We start from the raw sequence: 24,397 nt of genomic DNA, 5'->3' as shown, positions 1-24,397 counted from the left end.
CGTGCATAGAAGAACTAATGTGTAAAATACTATGTTTAACAGTTGGTGATTTTTACATGAACAGGTAAATTCACCACTTTTGATCATCAGTAGAAAGTGAGGCAGCATTAGAATGAAAGCAACTGGAATCGTACGTCGAATTGATGATTTAGGCAGGGTAGTAATCCCGAAGGAAATTCGTAGAACTTTACGTATTCGAGAAGGAGACCCACTAGAAATATTTGTTGATCGCGATGGAGAAGTGATTTTGAAAAAATATTCTCCAATTAGTGAGCTGGGTAATTTTGCAAAAGAATATACGGAAGCTTTATACGATAGCTTAGGACATAATGTGCTTGTATGTGATCGTGATTCTATTATCGCAGTAGCAGGCATATCTAAAAAAGAATACTTAAATAAAAGTGTTGGCGATTTAATCGAGAAGACAATGGAAGAGCGTAAGTCTGTAATTATGACAGATGAAAGCGAAATTTCAATTATTGATGGAGTAACAGAAAAAGTGAGCTCCTATACAATTGGCCCGATTGTTGCGAATGGGGATCCAATTGGAGCTGTTGTTATCTTCTCTAAAGAGGCCATTATAAGTGAAGTAGAGCATAAGTCAGTAAATACAGCTGCAAGCTTTTTAGCGAAACAAATGGAGCAGTAGTGAAGTGTAATTTCTATAAGTAGCAATCTTTCCTAATTATGATATTTCTATTTGAGAAATTAACTATTTGGAGATATAAGTATATTGAACGAAGGTAGCGCTTTGCTACCTTTTTTCGTTGAACATTTTCAATGTTGCACGAACGTATTATTACTCGTGGAGGCAGGGAGCCTGTTCTTTTCTTTATGATATAATACGAGGGGTGAGAATAGAAAAAGGAGTTTTCTTGTATGGAAGCGAAGAAGTATCAAGCCTTTTGGCGTGGGGCTATTATATTAACAATCGCAAGTTTTGTTACGAAAGTATTAAGCGCTTTTTACCGTATTCCATATCAAAATATAGCGGGTGATATTGGTTTTTATATTTACCAACAAATTTATCCGTTTTATGGATTTTGTTTAATTTTAGCTACTTATGGGTTTCCCATTATTATTTCAAAAATGGTCGCAGAAAGATTAGAACAAGGAAAACAAAAAGAAGCAGAAGAAATTATTTGTGTATCTTTTTGGTTTTTATTAGGAATTGGATTTGTGGGGTTTTTCACATTGTTCTTCGGTGCCGAAACAATTGCATCGGCTATGGGCGATATACATTTGGATAAATTATTACGTGTTATTTCGTTTTCATTCCTACTAATGCCATTTTTATCTGTAGCGAGAGGATATTTTCAAGGATTCAATAATATGATGCCGACGGCTGTTTCGCAAGTAATTGAACAAACGATTCGTGTTTCTATTATTGTGTTTTTATCACTATTCCTTATTGCTCATGGATTTGATTTATATACAGTTGGTGCGGGTGCTATGTTAGGTTCAATTGCAGGTGGGCTTATTGGGATTATCGTACTTTTACTTTATATGCGTCATGATTTCCGGTCTATTTTCTTTAAAAGTTGGAAGAGAGTTGGAGATAAAAAAAGGATTATTAGAATCCTTTTTTGGCAGGGATTGGCGATTTGTGTTAGTAATTTAGTCCTTATTTTTATACAAATGGCGGATTCTATTTCCTTTTATACCTTGCTTATTCGCGCGGGGGAGCAAGTTGAAAATGCAAAGGTACTAAAAGGCGTTTATGATAGAAGTATCCCGCTTATGCAATTGGGTACTGTTGTGACAACTTCTTTCTCATTGTCACTTATACCTATTATTACAGCGGCGAAAGAAAGAGGAGATTTTTCCTTTATTCAAGAAAAGGTAAAGTTAGCAATGAAAATAACATTCGTTATTGGATTTGCAGCTGCTATTGGATTAACTTGTATTATTCAACCTACAAATATTATGTTGTTTGAAAATAGTGATGGATCAGATGTGTTATCGATTTTATCTTTATCTATTTTATTTAGTTCATTGTCAATTACAACTGCTTCTATTTTGCAAGGGTTGGGACAAACATTAAAACCAGCAATATTCGTTGTATTTGGAGGTTGTTTGAAGCTAGCTTTAAACTATATATTAATGCCGTATTTTGGTGTAAAGGGAGCTGCAATTGCAACTTTAGTTGCGCTTATTGTAATTGCCTTGCTAAATAGTGTGTTACTTATGCGAGCTGTATCAGATCCGCTTATTGATAAGCGGAATATGTTAGGTGTAGTTATTAGTGGCATTGGTATGGGGTTTGTATTAATAATCTTTATGCGTGTGTTGCGAATGTCTGGATTAGTAATTGATACAGGACATAGAGGAATTGCGACGCTTGAAGCGCTGTTAGGTGTAGCTATCGGCGGATTAGCATATATGTTTTTAATTTTAAAATTACGTGTATTTACAAAAGAAGAATTAGGAACCGTTATGAAACAAGAGAAAAAAGAAGGTTCATTGAAGAAGAGTGGATAGAGGTGACTGGTTGTGAGTGGAATTATTACTATTTTAGGATTAGGTGCTGGTGAGTTAGATCAGTTAACGATGGGTGTATATCGAAAGATAAAAGAAGCGGACCATATGTTTGTTAGAACGAAGGAACACCCAGTTATAGAAGAATTGGAGAAAGAAGGCATAAAATATACAGCTTTTGACGATGTATACGAAGCGCATGATACATTTGAAATCGTATATGAAACAATCGCGAATACGTTGTTAGAACAAGCTAAAGGTACAGAAATTATTTATGCGGTTCCTGGTCATCCGCTTGTAGCAGAAAGAACAGTTCAGCTACTTTTGGAAAAAGGAGAGGTAGCAAATATTGAAGTGCGACTTGAAGGTGGACAAAGTTTCCTTGATCCGATGTTTGCGAGCCTAAAAATTGATCCGATTGAAGGATTTCAATTAATTGATGCTACATCATTTGAAAGAGGGCAATTAGAGTTACGTCAACATTTAATCTTTTGCCAAGTGTATGATGCGTTTGTTGCTTCAGATGTGAAACTACCGTTAATGGAGATGTTGCCAGATGATTACGAAGTGTATATCGTAACAGCTGCAGGAACTTCATTTGAGCAAGTAAAAAAAGTGCCATTATACATGTTAGATCATGAAACAGAATTAAATAATTTAACGAGTGTATATGTACCACCAGTTAAGGAACGTGCATCCTTGTATCAGCAGTTTGATGTGCTTAGAGCAATTATTGCTGATCTTCGTGGACCGAATGGTTGCCCGTGGGATAAAAAGCAAACTCATCAATCTTTAAAGAAATACTTAATTGAAGAAGCATATGAGGTGCTAGAAGCCATTGATGAAGAGGATGATGATCATTTAGTAGAAGAACTGGGTGATATATTATTACAAGTTATGCTTCATGCCCAAATTGGAGAGGATGAAGGTTGGTTCTCTATAGACGATATTATCCGAACTTTATCTGAGAAAATGGTTCGTCGTCACCCACATGTGTTTGGGAATACGGATGTAAATAATGCTGATGAAGTAATTGCGAATTGGGAAGAGATTAAAAAACAAGAAAAGGGATTCGTGAAAGAATCTGTTTTAACGGGTATTCCAAAAAGCTTACCGCAGCTAATGCGTGCTTATGAAATTCAGAAGAAAGCTGGAAAGGTTGGATTTGATTGGGTTGATGTGCAGCCGATGATAGAGAAAGCCTTAGAAGAATGGCAAGAATTCCAGCAAGAAGTTGTAAACATGGATGAGGAAAAGATGCTAGGTGAATTTGGTGATTTATTATTTGCATTTGTTAATATAGCTCGTCATTATAAAATAGATCCAGAAGAAGCGTTGCATTCAACTAATGAGAAATTTACCGGTCGTTTTTTATACATGGAAGCAAAAGTAGCAGAAATGAATAAAGAAATGCAAGATTTATCATTAGAACAGTTAGATGTTTTATGGGAAGAGGCCAAACAAACAGAGCGTTAATAGGGGGACTTGATATGCGTTTAGATAAGTTTTTGAAAGTGTCACGTTTAATTAAAAGAAGAACATTAGCAAAAGAAGTATCTGATCAAGGAAGAATATCCATTAATGGTCAAGTGGCAAAAGCGAGTTCAGATGTAAAGGTAGATGATGAATTAACAATTCGTTTTGGTCAAAAAATAGTAACTGTGAAAGTAAATGAATTGAAAGAAACGACTAAAAAAGAAGATGCAGCGAACATGTATAGTATAGTTCGCGAAGAAAAAGTAAAAGCGGAAGAAGGCTTGTTCTAAAATGGGTCACCCCTTCATACATTACTATTAGCTAGTATAAAGCTATGGGGGGATTTTCGTGAATAATGGTTACTCACCTATGTCTTCTAATCAACAAAATGTTTCTGTAGAGCATGATATTATCATGCGTGGCAGGCGTGTAATCGATATTACCGGTGTAAAGCAAGTGGAGAGTTTTGATAGCGAAGAGTTTTTACTGGAGACTGTAATGGGTTTTTTAACAATTCGTGGTCAAAATTTACAGATGAAGAATTTAGATGTAGAAAAGGGTGTTGTATCGATTAAAGGGAAAATTCATGAGATGCTGTATATTGATGAGAACCAAGGGGAGAAAACTAAAGGTTTCTTTAGTAAGTTGTTTAAATGAGCCTAACAATTCAGTTGTATACAATGCTTTCAATGATTGGAATGGGTGCTTGGATTGGTGCATCTTTAGATACGTATCAACGATTCTTAAAACGCCAAGAGCGTAAACGTTGGCTTGTATTTATACATGATATACTATTTTGGATTGTCCAAGCCTTATTCGTTTTTTATGTATTACTGCTCGTGAATGAAGCTGAATTACGTATATATGTATTTTTGGCATTATTATGCGGTTTTGCGGCATATCAAAGTTTATTGAAAGCATTATACATGAAGATGTTAAATTTTCTCATCCATATTTTTGTGCAAACAATACAATTTTTTGTTCGAATTATACAGCTACTCATGATAAAACCTGTTATTATTATAGCGCAGCTATTTATTGCATTTATATTATTCTTATTTCGTGTACTGCTTTCAATTGGACGTGTGTTATGGAAAATGGCGATTTGGATATTACTTTTCATGTGGAAAGTTTTTTTCTGGCCTGTTCGATTTATTGCTTCACTCATATGGAAACTTCTCCCTAATCGTGTTAAACTTTTTATAACGAAGCATGTAGGGTTCCTGCAATATATAGCAAAGTTGAAGGGACATACCTTCCAATTATGGGAGCGTATAAAAAAGAAGTTAGGGGGACCTCGGAAATGAGGGAACTGAGACAAAGAACAATCGAAAAACAGAGTCCAAATCCTGTTAAAGAACATATAATACAAACGGATGAGAACAGGAAGCGACTTTATCGCCGTTTAGCGGTTTTTCTTGTCTTTGCTTTTACAATTATTGCGAGTATTAGTGTAACGTTTTATCAACAAAACAGTTCCATTAAAGCAAAAGAGGCAAAAGTTAAGGACATGAAAAAAGAACTGGATTCATTAACGAAAAAGGAAAAAAGTCTAAAAGACGAAGTTCAAAAGTTAAATGATGAAGAGTACGTTTTAAAGATTGCTAGAAGGGATTATTTCTTCTCCGGAAAAGGGGAGATAATTTTTCCTGTTTCTAAGTAGAGTATGTCTTATTGACACTATATTTTAGGATTATATATAATAAAGTAAAATTTGACTTTTTAACCACTAAGGAGGAGCATTTTTTTTATGTCAATCGAGGTAGGCAGCAAGTTACAGGGTAAAGTAACAGGTATTACAAATTTTGGCGCTTTTGTGGAGCTGCCAGAAGGCTTAACGGGTCTTGTTCATATTAGTGAAGTTGCTGATAATTATGTGAAAGATATTAACGATCACTTAAAAGTGGGCGACCAAGTAGAAGTAAAAGTTATTAATGTTGAAAAAGATGGAAAGATTGGTCTATCTATTAAAAAAGCGAAAGAACGCGAAAAAACAGAAGGAGATCGTCCACGTGGTGAATACCAACAACGCGGTGGTGATCAACAACGTTCTGGACGTCCACAACGTAATAATCGTTCTTTCAACAGAGATAACCGCGGTGGCGGTAACGACCGAGCTCCAAAAGAAACATTTGAGCAAAAGATGGCACGCTTTTTAAAAGATAGTGAAGATCGTTTAACTTCTTTAAAGCGTAACACAGAATCTAAACGTGGTGGCCGTGGCGCACGTCGCGGATAATAAGTCCGTTTAATTCTTAGCATATAGAGAGGTACCCAGAGTAATTACTCGGGTACTTTTTTATGTGAGAGAATATATTTTAAAAAAGTTTTTGAGATGTGTTGACTTTAAAACATATCTGATGTAAGATACTAATTGTCCGTTAAATACGACGACATGGCGGTGTAGCTCAGCTGGCTAGAGCGTACGGTTCATACCCGTGAGGTCGGGGGTTCGATCCCCTCCGCCGCTATATTTAATTTAACGGCCCGTTGGTCAAGTGGTTAAGACACCGCCCTTTCACGGCGGTAACACGGGTTCGAATCCCGTACGGGTCATCTAAAAAGATCATGCAAATTGCATGATCTTTTTTTGTTAAGTAAATTAAGACATACAACACTTCTACAAAATCACCCTATATTTTCTGAATATTCCATCGACTTTAAATGGATAAATTAAATACTGTGTATATATGTAGACTTATTTCGAATAAAACGTCGAACGATTATAAAAGTGAAAACTGTTGTTTTGACAAAAATCCCAATAATCATCTTTTATAATTACAGTAATTAAACTATGCAGGTGGTGTTAAAAATATGCCTAAAGCAGGAAGGAATACTATGAATACAAGTGCATTGGCGATGAATGAAAGTCAGCTTGGAACAATGAAGTGGACAAGTAAGTTGCGAATGAAATTTGAACAAGTTTTCTTTAGATGGGGATTCATAATTGTTGTTATTGGTTTTCTTTTGGGACGAGCATATATATTAACGAACATCTTACCTTTTGCATTGCCGTTTTTTGCTGCTGTTTATGTTATGAAGCGAGATAAAATGCCGCTCGCATTTTTAGCTCTGATGGGAGGAGCACTTTCAGTTTCGATAGATAATTTATTTTTTACTTTTGCATCTATTTTTACTTTCTTCATTTATAATATCTTCTTTAGTCGATTTACACGTAAAACTGTTGGACTTGTACCATTCCAAGTATTTATCTCCGCATTAACCGCACATTTAGTTGTTGTATATTTTGCACAACAGACCGTCACCATGTATGACTTGCTCGTTAGTACGATCGAAGCAGGACTTAGTTTCGTATTAACGATGATATTTCTGCAAAGTGTTCCACTATTGGTGGAAAGGAAAGGGAAACAACAAGCGTTAGAAACAGAAGAAATTGTTTGTTTAATTATATTGCTAGCATCTGTTTTAACGGGTACAACAGATTGGTTCGTTTATGATGTTTCTATTCAACATATTTTCACTAGATACTTAGTATTAGTATTTGCATTTATTGCTGGCGCGGCTACAGGGTCCACGGTGGGAGTCGTCACTGGATTGATATTAAGTTTAGCGAATGTGTCTAGTTTGTCTCAACTTAGCCTCCTTGCCTTTTCAGGATTGCTTGGGGGATTGTTGAAAGAAGGGAAGCGTATAGGAGTTAGTTTAGGGTTATTAATTGGTACAAGTTTAATTACGTTATATGTAGACAAGCAAACAAGTATTGTAACAACCTTAATTGAATCTGGTGTGGCAATTGTTTTCTTTTTATTAACACCGAAACTTGTTATGGATCGTATTGCTAAATTTATGCCAGGTACACAAGAACACTCACAAGATCAACAACAATATTTACGAAGAATGCGCGATGTTACAGCGAACAAAATCAATCAATTTGCTAATGTATTTGCTGCTTTGTCTAATAGTTTTTCTGTATATGGGTACGTGGAAGAGGAAGATAAAGAAACAGAAGCGGATTTATTTTTAAGTACAATTACTGCAAAAACATGTCAAACGTGCTTTAAGAAGGATCAATGTTGGGTAGTTAATTTTGATAAAACGTACGATTATATGAAACAAATAATGAATGAGACAGAAGAAGGAACGTTGCAGCATAATCGGAAATTAGTTCGTGAATGGGACAAGCATTGTGTGAGAGGGAAGAAAGTAACGGATTTAGTAGCAGGTGAATTAGATCACTTCTATGAGGGACAGAAATTAAGAAAACAAATGAAGGAAAATCGTAGAATTGTAGCCGAGCAATTACTAGGTGTATCAAAAGTAATGGAAGACTTTGCTAAGGAGATACAACGAGAAAGAGAGAACCATCAAGCGCAGGAGGAGCAGATTTTACAAGCATTTCGTGATTTTGGTGTCGAAGTGGAGCATGTTGATATTTATTGTTTAGACAGAGGAAGTATTGATATTGAAATGTTGATTCCAGTTGCATCTAATGAGCATGGAGAATGTGAAAAATTGGTTGCGCCGATGCTCTCGGATATTTTAAAAGAAAATATCGTTGTTAAGCATGAAGAGAAATCCTCTTATCCAAATGGTCACAGTTTAATATCATTTGGCTCAGCGAAGACCTATTCTCTTGATACAGGATTGGCTACGGCTGCAAAAGGTGGTGGATTTGTTTCAGGCGATTCCTACGCGATGATGGATTTAAGTGTTGGAAAATATGCACTTGCGATTAGTGATGGTATGGGAAATGGGCAAAGGGCTCATATGGAGAGTAGGGAAACGGTAAAATTATTACAAAAGATACTTCAATCAGGTATTGATGAGGAAATAGCGATTAAGTCCATCAATTCAATTCTTTCTTTAAGAACGACAGAGGAGATGTATACCACGCTTGACTTGGCTATGGTAGATCTACGGGATGCGAGTGCGAAGTTTTTAAAGGTTGGATCGACGCCGAGTTTTGTTAAACGCGGCAATAATATTTTGAAAATTGAGGCAAGTAATTTGCCGATAGGAATTATTGAAGATGTTGAAGTTGATGTGGTTGGTGAGCAATTAAAAACGGGTGATATTCTTATTATGATGAGTGATGGCATTTTTGAGGGAGCGCAACATGTGGAGAATCATGAGTTATGGATAAAACGTAAAATTAAAGAACTACAAACAGAGGATCCACAAGAAATAGCTGATATTATTATGGAAGAAGTAATTAGGTCTGGTGATGGTTATATAAATGATGATATGACTATTGTTGTGGCGAAAGTAAAGAAAAATATGCCGAAGTGGGCTACGATTCCGATAGTGGGAATGCAGGCGCAATAAAATAATCAAAAAAACCTAGGTATTTACCTAGGTTTTTTTGATTAAAAAGGTAATGTAATTACTTTGTTGAATCTACAGGAGGAATGTAAGATAAAAATGTGAGTTTTGTACATCTTTTTTTTGCACAATGTTTGTAAAAGTTGTACCATTATATACAGGGTAACTAATGTTGCTGTTCTTGTTTAATGAAAGGTGATTGCGAAGTTGAAAGATGCATTTGTTGGAAAAGTAGATGACTTTGTAAAGCAGCATGATGTATTAAAGAAACATTCAACAATTGTTGTAGGGGTTTCTGGCGGTCCTGACTCTTTAGCTCTTCTATATTATTTGTTAGAAAAAAGGGCAGAAAAGCAACTCGAAATTGTAGTAGCACATGTGGATCATATGTTTAGAGGTAATGAATCTCATGAGGACCTACAGTTTGTACAGGGTCTTTGCAAAGAGCTGGGAGTTATTTGTGAGACGATAAGGATTAATGTGTCGCAATATCAACAGCAATATGGAATGAATGCACAAGTTGCTGCTAGAGAATGCAGATATGCATTTTTGGAAACAATAATGAAGAAATATGATGCGAGATATGTAGCTCTTGGTCACCATGGAGATGATCAAGTAGAGACAATTTTAATGCGCCTTGTACGAGGGAGTACTCCGAAAGGATACGCAGGAATTGCAGTGAAGCGTCCTTTTCATAATGGATATTTAATTAGGCCGTTACTTGGAGTAACTAAGGAAGAGATTGTTGATTACTGTAATAAGTTAAAAGTTATTCCACGTATAGATCCGAGTAATAAAAAGGAAGTATATACAAGGAATCGATTACGTAAATATGTCCTTCCTTATTTGAAAGAGGAAAATCCACAAATGCATGAGAAATTCCAAAAATTTAGCGTGCAGATGCAAGAGGATGAGGCTTATTTGCAGGAATTAGCTTTTGAGAAAATGAATAAAGTAATTACAAAAAAAAGCGATAAACAAATTAGCTTATCAATTCCTGCCTTTGAATCCATGTCTATGCCTTTACAAAGGAGAGGGATTCAACTAATATTAAACTATCTTTATGAATATAAGATTCCATCTTCGCTTTCTTCTATACATATTGACAAGGTGATTGAATTTTTTAAGCGGATACAACCTTCAGGTTCATTGGATTTTCCAGGTGGCTTGAAAATTATTCGTACATACGAAGAATGTAGCTTTGGATTTAAACAAGAAATTGTTTCTCCTTTTTTGCAAGATTTATCAGTACCCGGGACAATTACATTACCGAACGGAGATAAATTTGTAACAGAGGTGAGCGAGGATATACCAAGTAACATGAATGAAACAGTGTTTGTTGCTAAGTATAATGATATATCGTATCCACTTCGTATTCGTTCTAGGGAAAATGGAGATCGCATGTCAATACAAGGTATGGATGGTACCAAAAAGATAAAAGCTATTTTTATCGAATCGAAAGTACCGAAAGAAAAAAGAGAAGAATGGCCGATCGTTTGTGACGCAAGTGAAAATATTATTTGGGTACCCTTGTTGAAACGATCTGCATTTGCTATTTCGAAAGAGGTAGCAAAGAAGGATAAATATATTATTATTCACTACAAAAGCAAGGAGTCTTCCGGGAGGATAATGAAATGATGAATCAAGATATCGAAAAAGTATTAATTTCTGAGGAACAAATACAGGAAAAGGTGCTCGAATTAGGTGCAGTTATTGCAGAGGATTACAAAAATACAGTACCGCTTGCAATTGGTGTACTAAAGGGTGCAATGCCATTTATGGCAGATTTATTAAAGAGAACAGATACATATCTTGAAATGGATTTTATGGCTGTATCTAGCTACGGTCACTCTACTGTTTCAACAGGCGAAGTGAAAATCTTAAAAGATCTTGATACTTCTGTAGAAGGTCGCGATATTTTAATCGTTGAAGATATTATTGATAGCGGTCTTACACTAAGCTATTTAGTAGACCTGTTTAAATATCGTAAAGCGAAATCTGTAAAAATTGTTACATTATTAGATAAGCCAACAGGTCGTAAGGTTGATCTGAAAGCGGATTATGTTGGATTTACTGTCCCTCATGAATTCGTTGTAGGGTATGGATTAGATTATAAAGAGCAATACCGTAATCTTCCGTATGTGGGAGTATTAAAACCAAGTGTTTACTCAAATTAATTAAATACAGGCGTTACAATTGTATAGGAAAGTTTTTCTATGTTACGATTTACTATAGTGTTTATGCCGTGAGAGGAGGTTAGGAATGAATCGTATCTTCCGTAATACCATCTTTTATTTACTGATATTCTTAGTAGTAATTGGGATCGTAAGCTATTTTAATGGTTCGACGCAAAAAACGACATCAGTTAGCTACGATAAATTCATTACTAAACTTGAAAAAGGTGAAGTGCGCAATGTGCAGCTTCAACCAAAAAATGGTGTATTTGAGGTAAAAGGACAATTCAATACTTCTAACCAAGGAGAACAATTTGTTACTTATGCACCAAATACTGAGGAATTACAAAAGAAAATTAATGATAAAGCGCAAGGGGCCGAGGTTAAGTATCAACCAGCAGAAGAAACAAGTGCTTGGGTAACATTCTTTACTTCTATCATTCCGTTTGTCATTATCTTCATTTTATTCTTCTTCTTATTAAATCAAGCTCAGGGCGGCGGTAGCCGTGTTATGAACTTCGGGAAAAGTAAGGCGAAGCTATACAATGATGAAAAGAAAAAAATTCGTTTCAGAGATGTTGCTGGAGCGGATGAAGAGAAACAAGAACTTGTTGAGGTAGTTGAATTCTTGAAAGACCCTCGTAAGTTCGCTGAAGTTGGTGCCCGTATTCCGAAGGGTGTTCTATTAGTGGGACCTCCAGGTACAGGTAAAACTTTACTAGCACGTGCTGTTGCAGGTGAAGCAGGCGTTCCGTTCTTCTCTATTAGTGGTTCTGACTTCGTAGAGATGTTCGTCGGTGTCGGTGCATCCCGTGTACGTGATCTATTTGAAAATGCAAAGAAAAATGCTCCTTGTATCATTTTCATTGATGAAATTGATGCAGTAGGACGTCAACGTGGCGCAGGTCTTGGCGGTGGTCATGATGAGCGTGAACAAACGTTGAACCAATTGCTTGTTGAAATGGATGGATTCGGTGCAAACGAAGGTATTATTATCATCGCTGCGACAAACCGTCCTGATATTCTTGATCCAGCGTTATTACGTCCAGGTCGTTTTGACCGTCAAATTACAGTAGATCGTCCAGATGTAAATGGTCGTGAAGCTGTACTTAAAGTACACGCTCGTAATAAACCGCTTGATGAGAATGTCAACTTAAGAGCAATTGCAACTCGTACACCAGGATTCTCTGGTGCCGATCTTGAAAACTTATTAAACGAAGCTGCTCTAGTAGCTGCGCGTCAAGATAAGAAGAAAATTGATATGAGTGACATTGATGAAGCGACGGATCGTGTTATTGCAGGTCCTGCTAAGAAAAGTCGTGTTATCTCTGAAAAAGAACGTAATATCGTTGCATTCCATGAAGCTGGCCATACTGTAATTGGTGTTGTCCTTGATGAAGCGGATATCGTTCATAAAGTAACAATTGTCCCTCGTGGTCAAGCTGGTGGATATGCAGTAATGCTTCCGAAAGAAGATCGTTACTTCATGACAAAACCAGAGTTACTTGATAAAATCACTGGTTTACTTGGTGGTCGAGTAGCTGAGGAGATTGTATTTGGTGAAGTAAGTACAGGTGCTCACAACGACTTCCAACGTGCGACTGGCATTGCAAGACGTATGGTTACGGAATTCGGTATGAGTGATAAGCTTGGACCGATGCAATTCGGTAGCTCACAAGGTGGTCAGGTATTCTTAGGAAGAGACTTCCACTCAGAGCAAAACTACAGTGATGCAATTGCACATGAAATCGATGTGGAAATGCAAACTATTATGAAAGACTGTTACGCTCGTGCGAAACAAATTCTTACTGAAAAACGTGATAAGCTAGATATTATTGCGAAAACGTTACTTGAAGTAGAAACGTTAGATGCAGAGCAAATTAATCATTTATATGATTATGGCAGATTACCAGAGCGTCCAACATCTTCAGATGATGTGAAAGTAAACATCAACATGAAGAAAGATGATGAAGACGCAGACGTAGAAGATAAGTAAGAGATAAAGGAGTGACAATAGTCACTCCTTTTTTATTTGTGGAATAAATGTAAGTGGCAAAAGAATTTAAATAAAACTATTATTAAAAATTGAAATAGAGAGTAATCTTTTTGTACAATGATGAGTATAGAAAAACTGATTACATAAGTATGTGTGATATGATGTTTTTATAAGTTTTATACATACTGCACAAATATAGATTAAATAAGATAAGTGGTGAGAATATGATTTTTGTATTGGATGTAGGGAACACAAATGCGGTACTAGGTGTGTTTGAAGAGGGGAAACTTCGTCAGCATTGGCGCATGGAAACAGATCGTCATAAAACAGAAGATGAGTATGGGATGCTTGTAAAGCAGTTACTTGAGCATGAGGGTCTTTCTTTTGAAGATGTGAAAGGTATTATTGTGTCTTCAGTCGTACCGCCAATTATGTTCGCTTTAGAGCGTATGTGTGAAAAGTATTTTAAAATTAAACCGCTTGTAGTAGGGCCTGGGATAAAAACTGGCTTGAATATTAAATATGAAAATCCACGTGAAGTAGGCGCGGACCGAATTGTAAATGCAGTAGCAGGAATCCACTTATATGGAAGTCCACTTATTATTGTTGATTTTGGTACGGCTACTACATATTGTTATATTAACGAAGAGAAGCATTATATGGGTGGCGTTATTACGCCGGGAATTATGATTTCGGCAGAGGCGTTATATAGTAGAGCAGCAAAGCTTCCTCGTATTGAAATTACAAAACCGAGTAGTGTTATCGGGAAGAATACAGTAAGTGCGATGCAATCAGGTATTCTTTATGGGTACGTTGGACAAGTGGAAGGTATTGTTAAGCGTATGAAAGAAGAAGCTAAACAAGAACCGAAAGTTATTGCAACGGGTGGATTAGCAAAATTAATTTCAGAGGAATCAAATGTAATTGATATTGTAGATCCATTTTTAACGTTAAAAGGTTTGTATATGTTATATGAACGTAATGCAAATTTACAATATGAGAAAGGTGAATAAATAAGTATGAAAGATTATTTAGTAAAAGCGTTAGCGTTTGATGGAGAAGTGCGTGCGTATGGTGTACGTACGACAAACACAGTAAGTGAGGCACAAAAACGTCACGATACATGGAGAACAGCTTCAGCGGCACTTGGTCGTTCTTTAACTGCGGGTACAATGATGGGTGCTATGCTAAAAGGCGAGCAGAAGCTAACGATTAAAGTAGAGGGTAACGGTCCGATTGGTCCTATCTTAGTAGATGCTCATGCAAATGGAGATGTACGTGGTTATGTAACGAATCCGCATGTTGATTTTGAAGGGACAGAACAAGGGAAATTACGTGTATATCAAGCGGTAGGTACAGAAGGATTTGTAACGGTAATTAAAGATATCGGTATGCGTGAGCCGTTTATCGGTCAATCTCCTATCGTTTCAGGAGAACTAGGGGAAGACTTCACGTATTATTTCGCAGTTTCTGAGCAGACGCCTTCTTCTGTGGGTGTTGGTGTTCTTGTAAATGGGGATGACAGCGTATTGGCCGCGGGTGGATTTATCCTTCAAATTATGCCGGGCGCACAGGAAGAAACAATTTCATTCATTGAAGATCGTTTACAAAAAATCCCTCCTGTATCAACATTGATCGAACAAGGTCTTTCTCCAGAAGAGCTACTATATGCAGTCCTTGGAGAAGATAAAGTAAAAGTATTAGAAACTATGGATGTTCAATTTAATTGCACGTGCTCACGCGAACGTATTGAGAGTGTGTTAATTAGTTTAGGTAAAACAGAATTAGAGCAAATTCGTGAAGAAGAAGAAGAGACGGAAGTTCACTGTCACTTCTGTAATGAACGATATAAATTCGCTAAAGAAGATATTACAAGCCTGATTGAGAGTCTGTAATAGAGAAGTTTAGGTGGAGAATCAGCTGCCCAAATAGATTGACAAACAGGGAATTTTCTGACAAAATCTAAATATAGATAAAACCAATAAAAATACTCGGTGTTAGGAGTGACAGGAATGCGAGTGGCACAATCAGTTTCAGAATTAATCGGGAAAACGCCGATCGTTAAGTTGAACCGCATCGTAGAATCAGACAGCGCAGATGTATACTTAAAATTAGAATTTATGAATCCGGGGAGCAGTGTTAAAGATCGTATCGCGTTAGCTATGATTGAAGATGCTGAAAATAAAGGGTTATTAAAAGAGGGCGATACAATCATTGAGCCGACAAGTGGTAACACAGGTATTGGCTTAGCGATGGTAGCGGCTGCTAAAGGATATAAGGCAATTTTAGTAATGCCAGAAACAATGAGTATTGAGCGTCGTAATTTATTACGCGCTTACGGTGCCGAATTAGTATTGACTCCAGGACCTGAAGGAATGGGTGGAGCAATTCGTAAGGCAACTGAATTAGCAAAAGAACATGGGTACTTTATACCACAACAGTTCCAAAATCAAGCGAATCCAGAAATCCACCGTTTAACAACAGGTCCAGAAATTGTTGAACAGATGGGTGATCAATTAGATGCGTTTATCGCGGGTATTGGTACAGGTGGAACAATTACAGGTGCTGGTGAAGTGCTGAAGGAAGCGTATAAAGATATTAAAATTTATGCGGTAGAACCTGCGGATTCGCCAGTATTATCTGGTGGGAAACCAGGACCGCATAAAATCCAAGGAATTGGAGCGGGATTTGTTCCAGAGACATTGGATGTAGCGGTATATGATGAAATTATCCAAGTGAAAACAGAGCAAGCATTCGAATATGCAAGAAGAGTTGCTCGAGAAGAAGGTATTTTAGTAGGTATCTCTTCAGGAGCGGTCATCTATGCAGCGAAAGAAGTTGCGAAGAAATTAGGTAAAGGGAAAAAGGTACTTGTTATTATTCCGAGTAACGGTGAACGTTATTTAAGTACACCACTTTATCAATTTGAATCATAATTGAATGCGATTGAAAAAGCATCCTTGAAAGAGGATGCTTTTTCTTTTTGGATTGGAAAAAGGAAAAGAGTGAATGACTAGAAAACTTCATGTAAAATAAGAGGTAGTATAATTAATTTATTTTCACTAGCCCTTGAGTATAATCATTCTCTGTATACATAACTTATGTAGTTGGAGTTGGTTAGTCTTAGAGGGTGGGATAAAAGAAGACGGGGTGTTGATATGCAACGAAGAAAATCTTTAGCGCTTTCTATTCCATATCAGTTAGATTTCTTTAAGCAATATAAATTTCTTTCCAAAAATAAGCCACAACATATTTTGTTAGAAAGTGGACGTGGTGGTCGTTATAACATTGTGGGGCTGGATCCAGTAGCGGTAATTCAAGGGAAGAATGAGACGTTACATATAAGGGAAAGTGGTAAGGAAACAATAAAGCGAGGGAATCCATTAGATTTAATGCAAGAATATATGGAGAAATGGAAAACGGACTATAATCCGGAGTACCCGCCTTTTCAAGGTGGTGCAATTGGTTACTTTAGTTATGATTGTATCCGTTATATCGAAAAACTTTCTTCTCTTGCAGAGGATGATCTGAATATACCTGATATATTCTTTTTATTATTTGATGACGTGTTTGTATACGATCAAAAAGAACAAGTATTATGGATTATTACGCATTATGTAGATGAACATGAAAAGGCAGAAGAACGATTAAATGCATGGAAGGATCTTTGGGTGAAAGAAGCGCCTAAATTGACTATGCCGTTTGAATGTCCTGAAAAGAAAAATGAAACAGTTGCTTTTACGGAAGAGGGCTTTATAAAGGCCGTTGAACGTATTCAAGAATATATTGGAGCGGGTGATGTGTTTCAAGTAAACTTGTCGACAAGGCAAGAAAGAACTTTACAAACACATCCGCTAGAAGTTTATACAAGTCTTCGTGAAATTAATCCATCTCCATATATGGGTTACTTGGAGCTTGGGGATTTTCAAATTGTTAGTGCTTCGCCTGAATTGCTAATTAAAAAACAAGGGCCAGAAGTAAGTACAAGACCAATTGCTGGTACAAGATCCCGCGGTGCGAATGAACAAGAGGATGAAGAATTAGCAAGAGAATTAATTGAGAACGAAAAGGAAAGAGCAGAGCACGTAATGCTTGTGGATTTAGAACGAAACGATTTAGGCCGGATTTGTAAATATGGAACGGTTGAAGTAGATGAATTTATGGTAATTGAAAAGTACTCGCACGTTATGCATATTGTTTCTAATGTGCGCGGTGAAGTGGAAGAAGATAAGGATGCGTTCGATTTAGTAAAGGCCGTATTTCCTGGCGGGACAATTACTGGTGCCCCGAAAATACGTACGATGGAGATTATTGAAGAATTAGAGCCTGTTCGCCGAGGAATTTATACAGGTTCAATTGGTTGGATTGGTTATTCCGGAGATACGGAATTGAATATTGTAATTAGAACGCTGCTTGCTAAAGATGGGCAAGCACATGTACAAGCTGGAGCTGGAATTGTAATTGATTCGAATCCAAAAAATGAATATAAAGAGTCGTTAAAAAAGGCAATCGCTTTATGGCGTGCGAAAGAAAGTAGCGAAGAAACGGTTAGGTGAGAGAAATGATATTGATGATTGATAATTATGATTCTTTTACATTTAATTTAGTACAGTTTCTTGGAGAACTTGGACAAGAGCTTGTTGTTAAGCGTAATGATGAGGTGACTATTTCGGATATTGAGAATATGAAGCCAGACTTTTTAATGATTTCACCAGGTCCATGTAGTCCTAATGAGGCGGGTATTAGTATGGAGGTTATTCAATACTTCGCTGGAAAGATTCCGATTTTTGGAGTTTGTCTTGGGCATCAATCAATTGCGCAAGTGTTTGGTGGAGAGGTTGTTCGTGCAGAACGATTAATGCATGGGAAAACGTCGCCTATGCATCATGACGGAAAGACAATTTTCTCGGATATTCCTAATCCGTTTACTGCAACGCGTTATCATTCACTGATTGTAAAGAAAGAGACGTTACCAGAATGTTTAGAGATCACATCTTGGACGGAAGAGGGAGAGATTATGGCGCTTCGTCATAAAACGTTGCCGATTGAAGGTGTACAATTCCATCCAGAATCTATTATGACTTCTCATGGGAAAGAGTTGTTGCATAATTTTATTCGTAAATATAGTCCAAGTGTGACGTTATGTTAATTTACGTAAATGGCGCGTATGTAGAAGCGAGTGAAGCGAAAATTTCTCCTTATGATCATGGTTATTTATATGGGCTTGGAGTTTTTGAGACGTTTCGTATTTATAATGGTCATTCTTTCTTGTTGGATGATCATTATGAACGTTTAATGGATGCGCTGGATACATTGCAAATCAAATGGACAATGACGAAAGATGACGTAATACTTATTTTGGAGAATTTACTCGTTAAGAATGGATTGAAGCATGCGTATGTGCGCTTTAATGTATCGGCGGGTATAGATGAAATAGGATTGCAAACGAATGTGTATGAAGAACCATCCGTTATTGTTTTTATAAAACCTTTGGCAATTCCAGGAGATGTAGTGGAGAAAGAAGGGGTTATTTTAAAACAAGTACGAAACACACCAGAGGGTGCGTTTCGCTTGAAGTCCCATCATTATTTAAATAATATTTTAGGGAAACGCGAAATTGGAAATGGTGTGAATAAGGAAGGGATTTTCCTTACTGAAACAGGTTATGTTGCAGAGGGGATTGTTTCGAATCTCTTTTTTGTTAAAGGAGGTAATTTGTATACTCCTTCATTAGAAACAGGGATTTTAAACGGTATCACTCGTGCATTTATTATAAAGGTTGCTGAAGAGCTGGGTATAGAAGTAAAGGAAGGTTTCTTTACAAAAGATGAATTGCTTTCAGCGGATGAAGTGTTCGTAACGAACTCTATTCAAGAAATTGTTCCTCTTTATCGTATAGAGGGGGAAGATTTCCCGGGCAAAGTGGGAATAGTTACAAAAAGATTTATGGATCTTTATGAAGTGCAGAGAGAGAAATTGTGGAGCAGAAATGAATTGCGAAGAGGAGATGTGTAATTTGAAGTGGGATTATGATTTACGCTGCGGCGAATATACATTGAACTTAAATGAAAAGACATTAATTATGGGGATTTTAAATGTAACACCAGATTCGTTTTCTGATGGTGGGAGTTACAACGAGGTAGATGCTGCAGTGCGTCACGCGAAAGAAATGAAAAATGAAGGTGCTCATATTATTGATATTGGTGGTGAATCTACCCGCCCGGGTTTTGCTAAAGTTTCGGTAGAAGAAGAAATAAAGCGAGTCGTTCCGATGATTCAGGCGGTTTCGAAAGAAGTGAAATTACCTATTTCTATTGATACGTATAAAGCTGAAGTTGCAAAACAAGCGATTGAAGCTGGTGCCCATATTATTAATGATATTTGGGGAGCGAAGGCGGAACCGAAGATTGCTGAAGTTGCAGCCTATTATGATGTACCCATTATCTTAATGCATAACCGAGATAATATGAACTATCGCAACTTAATGGCTGATATGATTGCCGATTTGTATGAAAGTATTAAAATTGCTAAAGATGCTGGTGTGCGAGATGAGAATATTATTTTAGACCCAGGTATCGGTTTTGCGAAAACGCCTGAACAAAATTTAGAAGCGATGCGTAATTTAGAACAGTTAAATGTACTGGGTTATCCAGTCCTATTAGGTACTTCAAGAAAGTCCTTTATTGGCCATGTATTAGATTTACCAGTGGAGGAACGTCTTGAAGGGACGGGCGCTACTGTTTGTCTTGGCATTGAAAAGGGCTGTGAGTTTATCCGTGTTCATGATGTGAAAGAAATGGCGCGTATGGCTAAGATGATGGATGCGATGATTGGTAAGGGGGCAAAATAATTGGATAAAATTTATATCCATGATATGGAGTTTTACGGTTATCATGGTGTATTCCCAGAAGAGAATAAATTAGGTCAGAGATTTAAAGTAGATTTAACGGTGGAGTTGGATTTAAAACGCGCAGGAGAAAGTGACGACTTAGAGCATTCTGTCAATTACGGGGAACTTTTTGAGCTATGTAGAAAAGTTGTTGAAGATAGAACGTATAAGCTTGTAGAGAGTATCGCTGAAAATATCGCTACAGATATATTGAAACAATATGAGAGTATTTCACGGTGTACAATTAAGGTAATTAAACCGGATCCGCCGATACCAGGACATTATCGTGCTGTAGCTGTGGAAATTACGAGAGAGCGTCCATGAATAATATAGCGTACATTGCATTAGGTTCAAATATTGGAGAGCGTTATACGTATTTAACTGAAGCGATTAAGTTTTTAAATAAAAACCCTTATATCCATGTTGATGATGTTTCGTCTGTATATGAAACGGAACCAGTTGGCTATACTGACCAAAGTTGCTTTTTAAATTTAGTTATAAAAATTTCTACCAATTTATCACCGCAAGAATTATTGAAAGTAACGCAAAAGGTAGAGAATGGTTTAGGAAGAAAAAGGGAAATCAGATGGGGTCCGAGGACCATCGACCTTGACATTTTACTATATAATCAAGAAAATATTGAAGCAGAGAATCTTATTGTTCCGCATCCGCGGATGTTCGAAAGAGCTTTTGTTATCGTTCCGTTGTTAGAAATCAATCAAGATATAAAACAAGACATTTCACGTTCACAAGTAGAAGAAATGAAAAGGCGAGAGGGAGTAACGGTATGGAAGCAGAAAAATGGGGAAGACGCATTCGTGCTTTTCGAAAGCTAAAAGGCTATACACAAGAAGGTTTTGCTAAAGAATTAGGAGTATCTGTATCTGTTTTAGGTGAAGTTGAGAGAGGGAATCGATCGCCTTCCCAAGATTTTGTAGTAGAAGTTGCTAAAGCATTAAAGGTCTCGATAGATGAACTAATGCCGAAGTGACTATGAAGGAAGGAGTAAATCGAGTGTTAAAGATTGCAAATATTGAGATGAAAAATCCGGTTGTATTAGCACCGATGGCGGGAGTGTGTAACTCTGCATTCCGTTTGACAGTAAAAGAATTTGGTGCAGGTTTAGTTTGTGCCGAAATGGTAAGTGATAAGGCAATATTACTTAATAACAAAAGAACATTAGATATGCTATATATCGATGAGAGAGAAAAGCCATTAAGTTTACAAATTTTTGGTGGAGAGAAAGAGACTCTTGTGGATGCTGCGAAATACGTAGATAAATATACGACAGCAGACATTATTGATATTAATATGGGGTGCCCAGTACCGAAAATCACTAAGTGTGATGCAGGAGCAAAGTGGCTTTTAGACCCAAATAAAATATATGAGATGGTAGCGGCAGTTGTAGATGCTGTTGAAAAGCCAGTTACGGTTAAAATGCGTATTGGTTGGGATGAAGATCATATTTTCGCAATAGAAAATGCTAGAGCTGTTGAGCGTGCTGGTGGACAAGCGGTAGCGGTTCATGGGCGTACACGAGTGCAAATGTATGAAGGTAAAGCGGATTGGAATATTATTAAACAAGTAAAGCAGGCTGTAAATATTCCGGTTATCGGAAATGGTGATGTCGAAACACCACAAGATGCAAAGCGTATGCTTGATGAAATTGGTGTAGATGGTGTTATGATTGGTCGCGCTGCTCTTGGAGATCCGTGGATGATTTATCGTACGGTAAAGTATTTAGAGACAGGTGAGTTAATGCCGGAACCGACAGTGCGCGAGAAAATTGATGTATGCATGTTGCATCTAGATCGTCTTATCGATTTAAAGAATGAAAATGTCGCCGTAAGAGAGATGAGAAAGCATGCAGCTTGGTATTTAAAAGGTGTTCGTGGTAATGCGAGTGTACGTAATGGTATCAATACTTGCAACACACGTGAAGACCTTGCGAATGTATTAGGTGCATTTGTAGAAGAAGTAGAAGCGAAACAACAAACAATTTACGTTGGTTAATAAGGGGATGTAGAAGATTGACATTCTTCTATACACTTCCTATAATTACGTGAAAGAAAGAAGAACTGCCAGTTAGTTGCTGGCAGTTTTTCTAGTTGAGTAGAAAATGCTATACTGTATATATTATAAAAATTAATAGAGCTGGAGTGATATTAATATCATGGATAACATGAACCACGAAGAATTAAACGACCAATTGCTTGTTCGTCGTGAAAAGCTACATAATTTACGTGAGCAAGGAATCGATCCGTTCGGTAAACGATTTGAACGCACAAATTCAACAACTGACTTAGTAAGTCTATATGGAGAATTCTCTAAAGAAGAATTAGAAGAGAAAGAAATCACTGTTTCCATCGCTGGTCGTATTATGACAAAACGCGGTAAAGGAAAAGCGGGATTTGCGCACATTCAAGATTTACAGGGGCAAGTTCAAATTTATGTTCGTAAAGATACTGTTGGAGATGAAGAGTACGAGTTATTCACGACAGCAGATTTAGGTGACTTAGTAGGTATTGAAGGTAAAGTGTTCAAAACAAACGTTGGAGAACTTTCAGTAAAAGCAACAGGATTTACACTTTTAACGAAATCTCTTCGTCCATTACCGGATAAATATCATGGATTAAAAGATGTTGAACAACGCTATCGTCAACGTTACTTGGACTTAATTACAAGTATGGAAAGCCGTGAAACGTTCGTTACCCGTAGTAAAATCATTCGTGAAATGAGAAGATATTTAGATGACAACGGTTATCTTGAAGTAGAAACGCCTATGATGCACGCGATTGCAGGTGGAGCGTCTGCTCGTCCTTTCACTACACACCATAATGCGTTAGATATGGAATTATATATGCGTATCGCAATTGAACTTCATTTAAAACGTCTTATTGTGGGCGGATTAGAAAAGGTTTATGAGATCGGCCGTGTATTCCGTAATGAGGGTGTATCAACTCGTCACAACCCTGAGTTTACGATGATTGAATTATATGAAGCGTACGCTGATTATAATGATATTATGAAACTAACAGAAAATATGGTTGCTCATATCGCGAAAAAAGTATTGGGTACAACAACAATCCAATATGGTGATTATGAAATTAATCTAGAGCCAGAATGGACACGTCTTCATATGGTAGATGCAATTAAGCAACACTCTGGAGCAGATTTCTGGAATCCAATGAGTGTAGAAGAAGCGCGTGAACTTGCAAAAGAACATAATGTAGAAATTAAAGATACAATGGAAGTTGGTCATATTATTAATGAGTTCTTCGAACAAAAAGTAGAAGATAAATTAATCCAACCAACATTTATTTACGGTCATCCGGTAGAAATTTCGCCACTTGCGAAAAAGAATGACCAAGATCCAAGATTCACAGATCGTTTCGAGTTATTTATCGTTGCACGTGAACATGCAAATGCATTCACTGAGTTAAATGATCCAATCGATCAAAAAGAACGTTTTGAAGCTCAATTAAAAGAGCGCGAGCAAGGTAATGACGAAGCTCACATGATGGATGATGATTATATCGAAGCTCTTGAGTACGGCATGCCTCCTACAGGCGGATTAGGAATCGGTATTGATCGTTTAGTTATGTTATTAACAAATGCACCATCTATTCGCGATGTACTATTATTCCCTGCTATGCGTCATAAACAAGACTAAGCTTTGGAGATTTCTCCAAAGCTTTTTTTATTTTACTATGAGTGACATGAAAGGAGTGGATCTTGATAGAGTAGACAATGCGTTTGGAAATTATATTTATATAGAAGAAACATGCTATTTTTATACCTTTTTACTAGGTTGAAAATTTTATTAGAAAAACTATTGCATTTTAATAATCAAACTGGTATATTTATATTCGTTGCCACGAAAGGTAACAAGAGAAACAAACGAAAAACAACTTATTGAAAAAAGTTGTTGACGAAAATATAACGAAATGTTATATTAATAAAGTCGCTTCTGGGCGACGAAGTAGTTCTTTGAAAACTGAACGAAACAAACAACGTGAACGTCAATTTTTATTTTTAGATGCTAGACAAACTAACTTTATTGGAGAGTTTGATCCTGGCTCAGGATGAACGCTGGCGGCG

Annotated in this window: 24 protein-coding genes and 2 tRNA genes; all 26 read left to right on the top strand. The window is 36.9% G+C overall.

Going from position 1 to position 24,397, the window contains the following annotated elements; all coding sequences use genetic code 11:
- Positions 1-112: 112 nt before the first annotated feature.
- The 26 genes from spoVT (at position 113) to lysS (ending at position 23,969) form a co-directional block, all read left to right on the top strand.
- Complete coding sequence (gene spoVT / locus Q3V31_RS28875; protein ID WP_000648311.1) at positions 113-649, top strand: stage V sporulation protein T; 537 nt, start codon at positions 113-115, stop codon at positions 647-649.
- A gap of 230 nt (positions 650-879) precedes the next feature.
- On the top strand, positions 880-2,481 hold the full coding sequence (locus Q3V31_RS28870; RefSeq protein ID WP_000387572.1) for a putative polysaccharide biosynthesis protein: 1,602 nt from the start codon (positions 880-882) through the stop codon (positions 2,479-2,481).
- A gap of 12 nt (positions 2,482-2,493) precedes the next feature.
- Positions 2,494-3,954 (top strand): bifunctional methyltransferase/pyrophosphohydrolase YabN, encoded by a 1,461-nt coding sequence (yabN, locus tag Q3V31_RS28865; protein ID WP_000014249.1) that lies wholly within the window; start codon positions 2,494-2,496, stop codon positions 3,952-3,954.
- A 14-nt stretch (positions 3,955-3,968) separates the two neighbouring features.
- On the top strand, positions 3,969-4,244 hold the full coding sequence (locus tag Q3V31_RS28860; protein WP_001234880.1) for an RNA-binding S4 domain-containing protein: 276 nt from the start codon (positions 3,969-3,971) through the stop codon (positions 4,242-4,244).
- 58 nt (positions 4,245-4,302) lie between these two features.
- Complete coding sequence (yabP, locus tag Q3V31_RS28855; RefSeq protein ID WP_001059100.1) at positions 4,303-4,611, top strand: sporulation protein YabP; 309 nt, start codon at positions 4,303-4,305, stop codon at positions 4,609-4,611.
- Positions 4,608-5,261 (top strand): spore cortex biosynthesis protein YabQ, encoded by a 654-nt coding sequence (gene yabQ, locus Q3V31_RS28850; protein ID WP_000059774.1) that lies wholly within the window; start codon positions 4,608-4,610, stop codon positions 5,259-5,261. Before yabP ends, yabQ begins: the two co-directional genes overlap by 4 nt.
- On the top strand, positions 5,258-5,617 hold the full coding sequence (divIC, locus tag Q3V31_RS28845; RefSeq protein WP_001208735.1) for a cell division protein DivIC: 360 nt from the start codon (positions 5,258-5,260) through the stop codon (positions 5,615-5,617). The genes yabQ and divIC overlap by 4 nt, the downstream gene beginning before the upstream one ends.
- A gap of 87 nt (positions 5,618-5,704) precedes the next feature.
- Positions 5,705-6,193, top strand: a complete 489-nt coding sequence (locus tag Q3V31_RS28840) for a S1 domain-containing RNA-binding protein (RefSeq protein ID WP_000021449.1) — start codon at positions 5,705-5,707, stop codon at positions 6,191-6,193.
- 158 nt (positions 6,194-6,351) lie between these two features.
- Positions 6,352-6,425, top strand: a tRNA-Met gene (locus Q3V31_RS28835).
- A gap of 13 nt (positions 6,426-6,438) precedes the next feature.
- Positions 6,439-6,510 (top strand) — tRNA-Glu (locus tag Q3V31_RS28830).
- A gap of 258 nt (positions 6,511-6,768) precedes the next feature.
- Positions 6,769-9,240 (top strand): stage II sporulation protein E, encoded by a 2,472-nt coding sequence (gene spoIIE, locus Q3V31_RS28825; RefSeq protein WP_130783499.1) that lies wholly within the window; start codon positions 6,769-6,771, stop codon positions 9,238-9,240.
- 204 nt (positions 9,241-9,444) lie between these two features.
- Positions 9,445-10,875 (top strand): tRNA lysidine(34) synthetase TilS, encoded by a 1,431-nt coding sequence (gene tilS, locus Q3V31_RS28820; RefSeq protein ID WP_016131054.1) that lies wholly within the window; start codon positions 9,445-9,447, stop codon positions 10,873-10,875.
- On the top strand, positions 10,872-11,414 hold the full coding sequence (gene hpt, locus Q3V31_RS28815; protein ID WP_000981839.1) for a hypoxanthine phosphoribosyltransferase: 543 nt from the start codon (positions 10,872-10,874) through the stop codon (positions 11,412-11,414). Before tilS ends, hpt begins: the two co-directional genes overlap by 4 nt.
- A gap of 85 nt (positions 11,415-11,499) precedes the next feature.
- Positions 11,500-13,407 carry an ATP-dependent zinc metalloprotease FtsH gene (gene ftsH / locus Q3V31_RS28810; RefSeq protein ID WP_001079664.1) on the top strand — a complete coding sequence of 636 codons (1,908 nt, stop codon included), beginning with the start codon at positions 11,500-11,502 and terminating at the stop codon, positions 13,405-13,407.
- Between the two features lie 224 nt (positions 13,408-13,631).
- Positions 13,632-14,420, top strand: coding sequence for a type III pantothenate kinase (locus Q3V31_RS28805; protein ID WP_000578370.1), 789 nt, complete (start codon positions 13,632-13,634; stop codon positions 14,418-14,420).
- Positions 14,421-14,426: 6 nt separating this feature from the next.
- Positions 14,427-15,302 (top strand): redox-regulated molecular chaperone HslO, encoded by an 876-nt coding sequence (gene hslO, locus Q3V31_RS28800; protein WP_000656359.1) that lies wholly within the window; start codon positions 14,427-14,429, stop codon positions 15,300-15,302.
- A gap of 117 nt (positions 15,303-15,419) precedes the next feature.
- Positions 15,420-16,343: a cysteine synthase A gene (cysK, locus tag Q3V31_RS28795; RefSeq protein ID WP_001261724.1), complete on the top strand. Its 924-nt coding sequence runs from the start codon at positions 15,420-15,422 to the stop codon at positions 16,341-16,343.
- 222 nt (positions 16,344-16,565) lie between these two features.
- Positions 16,566-17,963, top strand: a complete 1,398-nt coding sequence (gene pabB / locus Q3V31_RS28790) for an aminodeoxychorismate synthase, component I (protein ID WP_001189701.1) — start codon at positions 16,566-16,568, stop codon at positions 17,961-17,963.
- 5 nt (positions 17,964-17,968) lie between these two features.
- Positions 17,969-18,556, top strand: coding sequence for an aminodeoxychorismate/anthranilate synthase component II (gene pabA, locus Q3V31_RS28785; RefSeq protein WP_000602299.1), 588 nt, complete (start codon positions 17,969-17,971; stop codon positions 18,554-18,556).
- The gene (gene pabC, locus Q3V31_RS28780; RefSeq protein ID WP_329767577.1) at positions 18,550-19,422 is read left to right on the top strand and encodes an aminodeoxychorismate lyase; all 873 of its coding nucleotides are present in this window, start codon (positions 18,550-18,552) and stop codon (positions 19,420-19,422) included. Before pabA ends, pabC begins: the two co-directional genes overlap by 7 nt.
- A complete protein-coding gene (gene folP / locus Q3V31_RS28775; protein WP_033656503.1) occupies positions 19,397-20,257 on the top strand; it encodes a dihydropteroate synthase in 861 nt (286 codons plus the stop codon). Before pabC ends, folP begins: the two co-directional genes overlap by 26 nt.
- On the top strand, positions 20,258-20,620 hold the full coding sequence (gene folB / locus Q3V31_RS28770) for a dihydroneopterin aldolase (protein ID WP_000358063.1): 363 nt from the start codon (positions 20,258-20,260) through the stop codon (positions 20,618-20,620).
- Positions 20,617-21,132, top strand: a complete 516-nt coding sequence (gene folK / locus Q3V31_RS28765) for a 2-amino-4-hydroxy-6-hydroxymethyldihydropteridine diphosphokinase (protein WP_001059442.1) — start codon at positions 20,617-20,619, stop codon at positions 21,130-21,132. Before folB ends, folK begins: the two co-directional genes overlap by 4 nt.
- Positions 21,084-21,287, top strand: coding sequence for a helix-turn-helix domain-containing protein (locus Q3V31_RS28760; protein ID WP_000387027.1), 204 nt, complete (start codon positions 21,084-21,086; stop codon positions 21,285-21,287). The genes folK and Q3V31_RS28760 overlap by 49 nt, the downstream gene beginning before the upstream one ends.
- Before the next feature lie 23 nt (positions 21,288-21,310).
- On the top strand, positions 21,311-22,309 hold the full coding sequence (dusB, locus tag Q3V31_RS28755; RefSeq protein WP_000912239.1) for a tRNA dihydrouridine synthase DusB: 999 nt from the start codon (positions 21,311-21,313) through the stop codon (positions 22,307-22,309).
- 160 nt (positions 22,310-22,469) lie between these two features.
- Complete coding sequence (gene lysS, locus Q3V31_RS28750) at positions 22,470-23,969, top strand: lysine--tRNA ligase (RefSeq protein ID WP_000369687.1); 1,500 nt, start codon at positions 22,470-22,472, stop codon at positions 23,967-23,969.
- Positions 23,970-24,397 lie beyond the last annotated feature (428 nt).

The sequence above is a fragment of the Bacillus nitratireducens genome, assembly GCF_036320425.1.
Taxonomy (GTDB): Bacteria; Bacillota; Bacilli; order Bacillales; family Bacillaceae_G; genus Bacillus_A; species Bacillus_A nitratireducens.
This window is presented reverse-complemented; position numbering and strand designations above follow the sequence as displayed.

Excerpts from the sequence above, each read along its gene's own strand:
- spoVT (WP_000648311.1), top strand. The coding sequence starts at position 113 with ATGAAAGCAACTGGAATCGTACGTCGAATTGATGATTTAGGCAGGGTA.
- Q3V31_RS28870 (WP_000387572.1), top strand. The coding sequence starts at position 880 with ATGGAAGCGAAGAAGTATCAAGCCTTTTGGCGTGGGGCTATTATATTA.
- Q3V31_RS28860 (WP_001234880.1), top strand. The coding sequence starts at position 3,969 with ATGCGTTTAGATAAGTTTTTGAAAGTGTCACGTTTAATTAAAAGAAGA.
- yabQ (WP_000059774.1), top strand. The coding sequence starts at position 4,608 with ATGAGCCTAACAATTCAGTTGTATACAATGCTTTCAATGATTGGAATG.
- divIC (WP_001208735.1), top strand. The coding sequence starts at position 5,258 with ATGAGGGAACTGAGACAAAGAACAATCGAAAAACAGAGTCCAAATCCT.
- Q3V31_RS28840 (WP_000021449.1), top strand. The coding sequence starts at position 5,705 with ATGTCAATCGAGGTAGGCAGCAAGTTACAGGGTAAAGTAACAGGTATT.
- spoIIE (WP_130783499.1), top strand. The coding sequence starts at position 6,769 with ATGCCTAAAGCAGGAAGGAATACTATGAATACAAGTGCATTGGCGATG.
- hpt (WP_000981839.1), top strand. The coding sequence starts at position 10,872 with ATGATGAATCAAGATATCGAAAAAGTATTAATTTCTGAGGAACAAATA.
- ftsH (WP_001079664.1), top strand. The coding sequence starts at position 11,500 with ATGAATCGTATCTTCCGTAATACCATCTTTTATTTACTGATATTCTTA.
- Q3V31_RS28805 (WP_000578370.1), top strand. The coding sequence starts at position 13,632 with ATGATTTTTGTATTGGATGTAGGGAACACAAATGCGGTACTAGGTGTG.
- hslO (WP_000656359.1), top strand. The coding sequence starts at position 14,427 with ATGAAAGATTATTTAGTAAAAGCGTTAGCGTTTGATGGAGAAGTGCGT.
- cysK (WP_001261724.1), top strand. The coding sequence starts at position 15,420 with ATGCGAGTGGCACAATCAGTTTCAGAATTAATCGGGAAAACGCCGATC.
- pabB (WP_001189701.1), top strand. The coding sequence starts at position 16,566 with ATGCAACGAAGAAAATCTTTAGCGCTTTCTATTCCATATCAGTTAGAT.
- pabA (WP_000602299.1), top strand. The coding sequence starts at position 17,969 with ATGATATTGATGATTGATAATTATGATTCTTTTACATTTAATTTAGTA.
- pabC (WP_329767577.1), top strand. The coding sequence starts at position 18,550 with ATGTTAATTTACGTAAATGGCGCGTATGTAGAAGCGAGTGAAGCGAAA.
- folP (WP_033656503.1), top strand. The coding sequence starts at position 19,397 with ATGAATTGCGAAGAGGAGATGTGTAATTTGAAGTGGGATTATGATTTA.
- folK (WP_001059442.1), top strand. The coding sequence starts at position 20,617 with ATGAATAATATAGCGTACATTGCATTAGGTTCAAATATTGGAGAGCGT.
- Q3V31_RS28760 (WP_000387027.1), top strand. The coding sequence starts at position 21,084 with ATGGAAGCAGAAAAATGGGGAAGACGCATTCGTGCTTTTCGAAAGCTA.
- lysS (WP_000369687.1), top strand. The coding sequence starts at position 22,470 with ATGGATAACATGAACCACGAAGAATTAAACGACCAATTGCTTGTTCGT.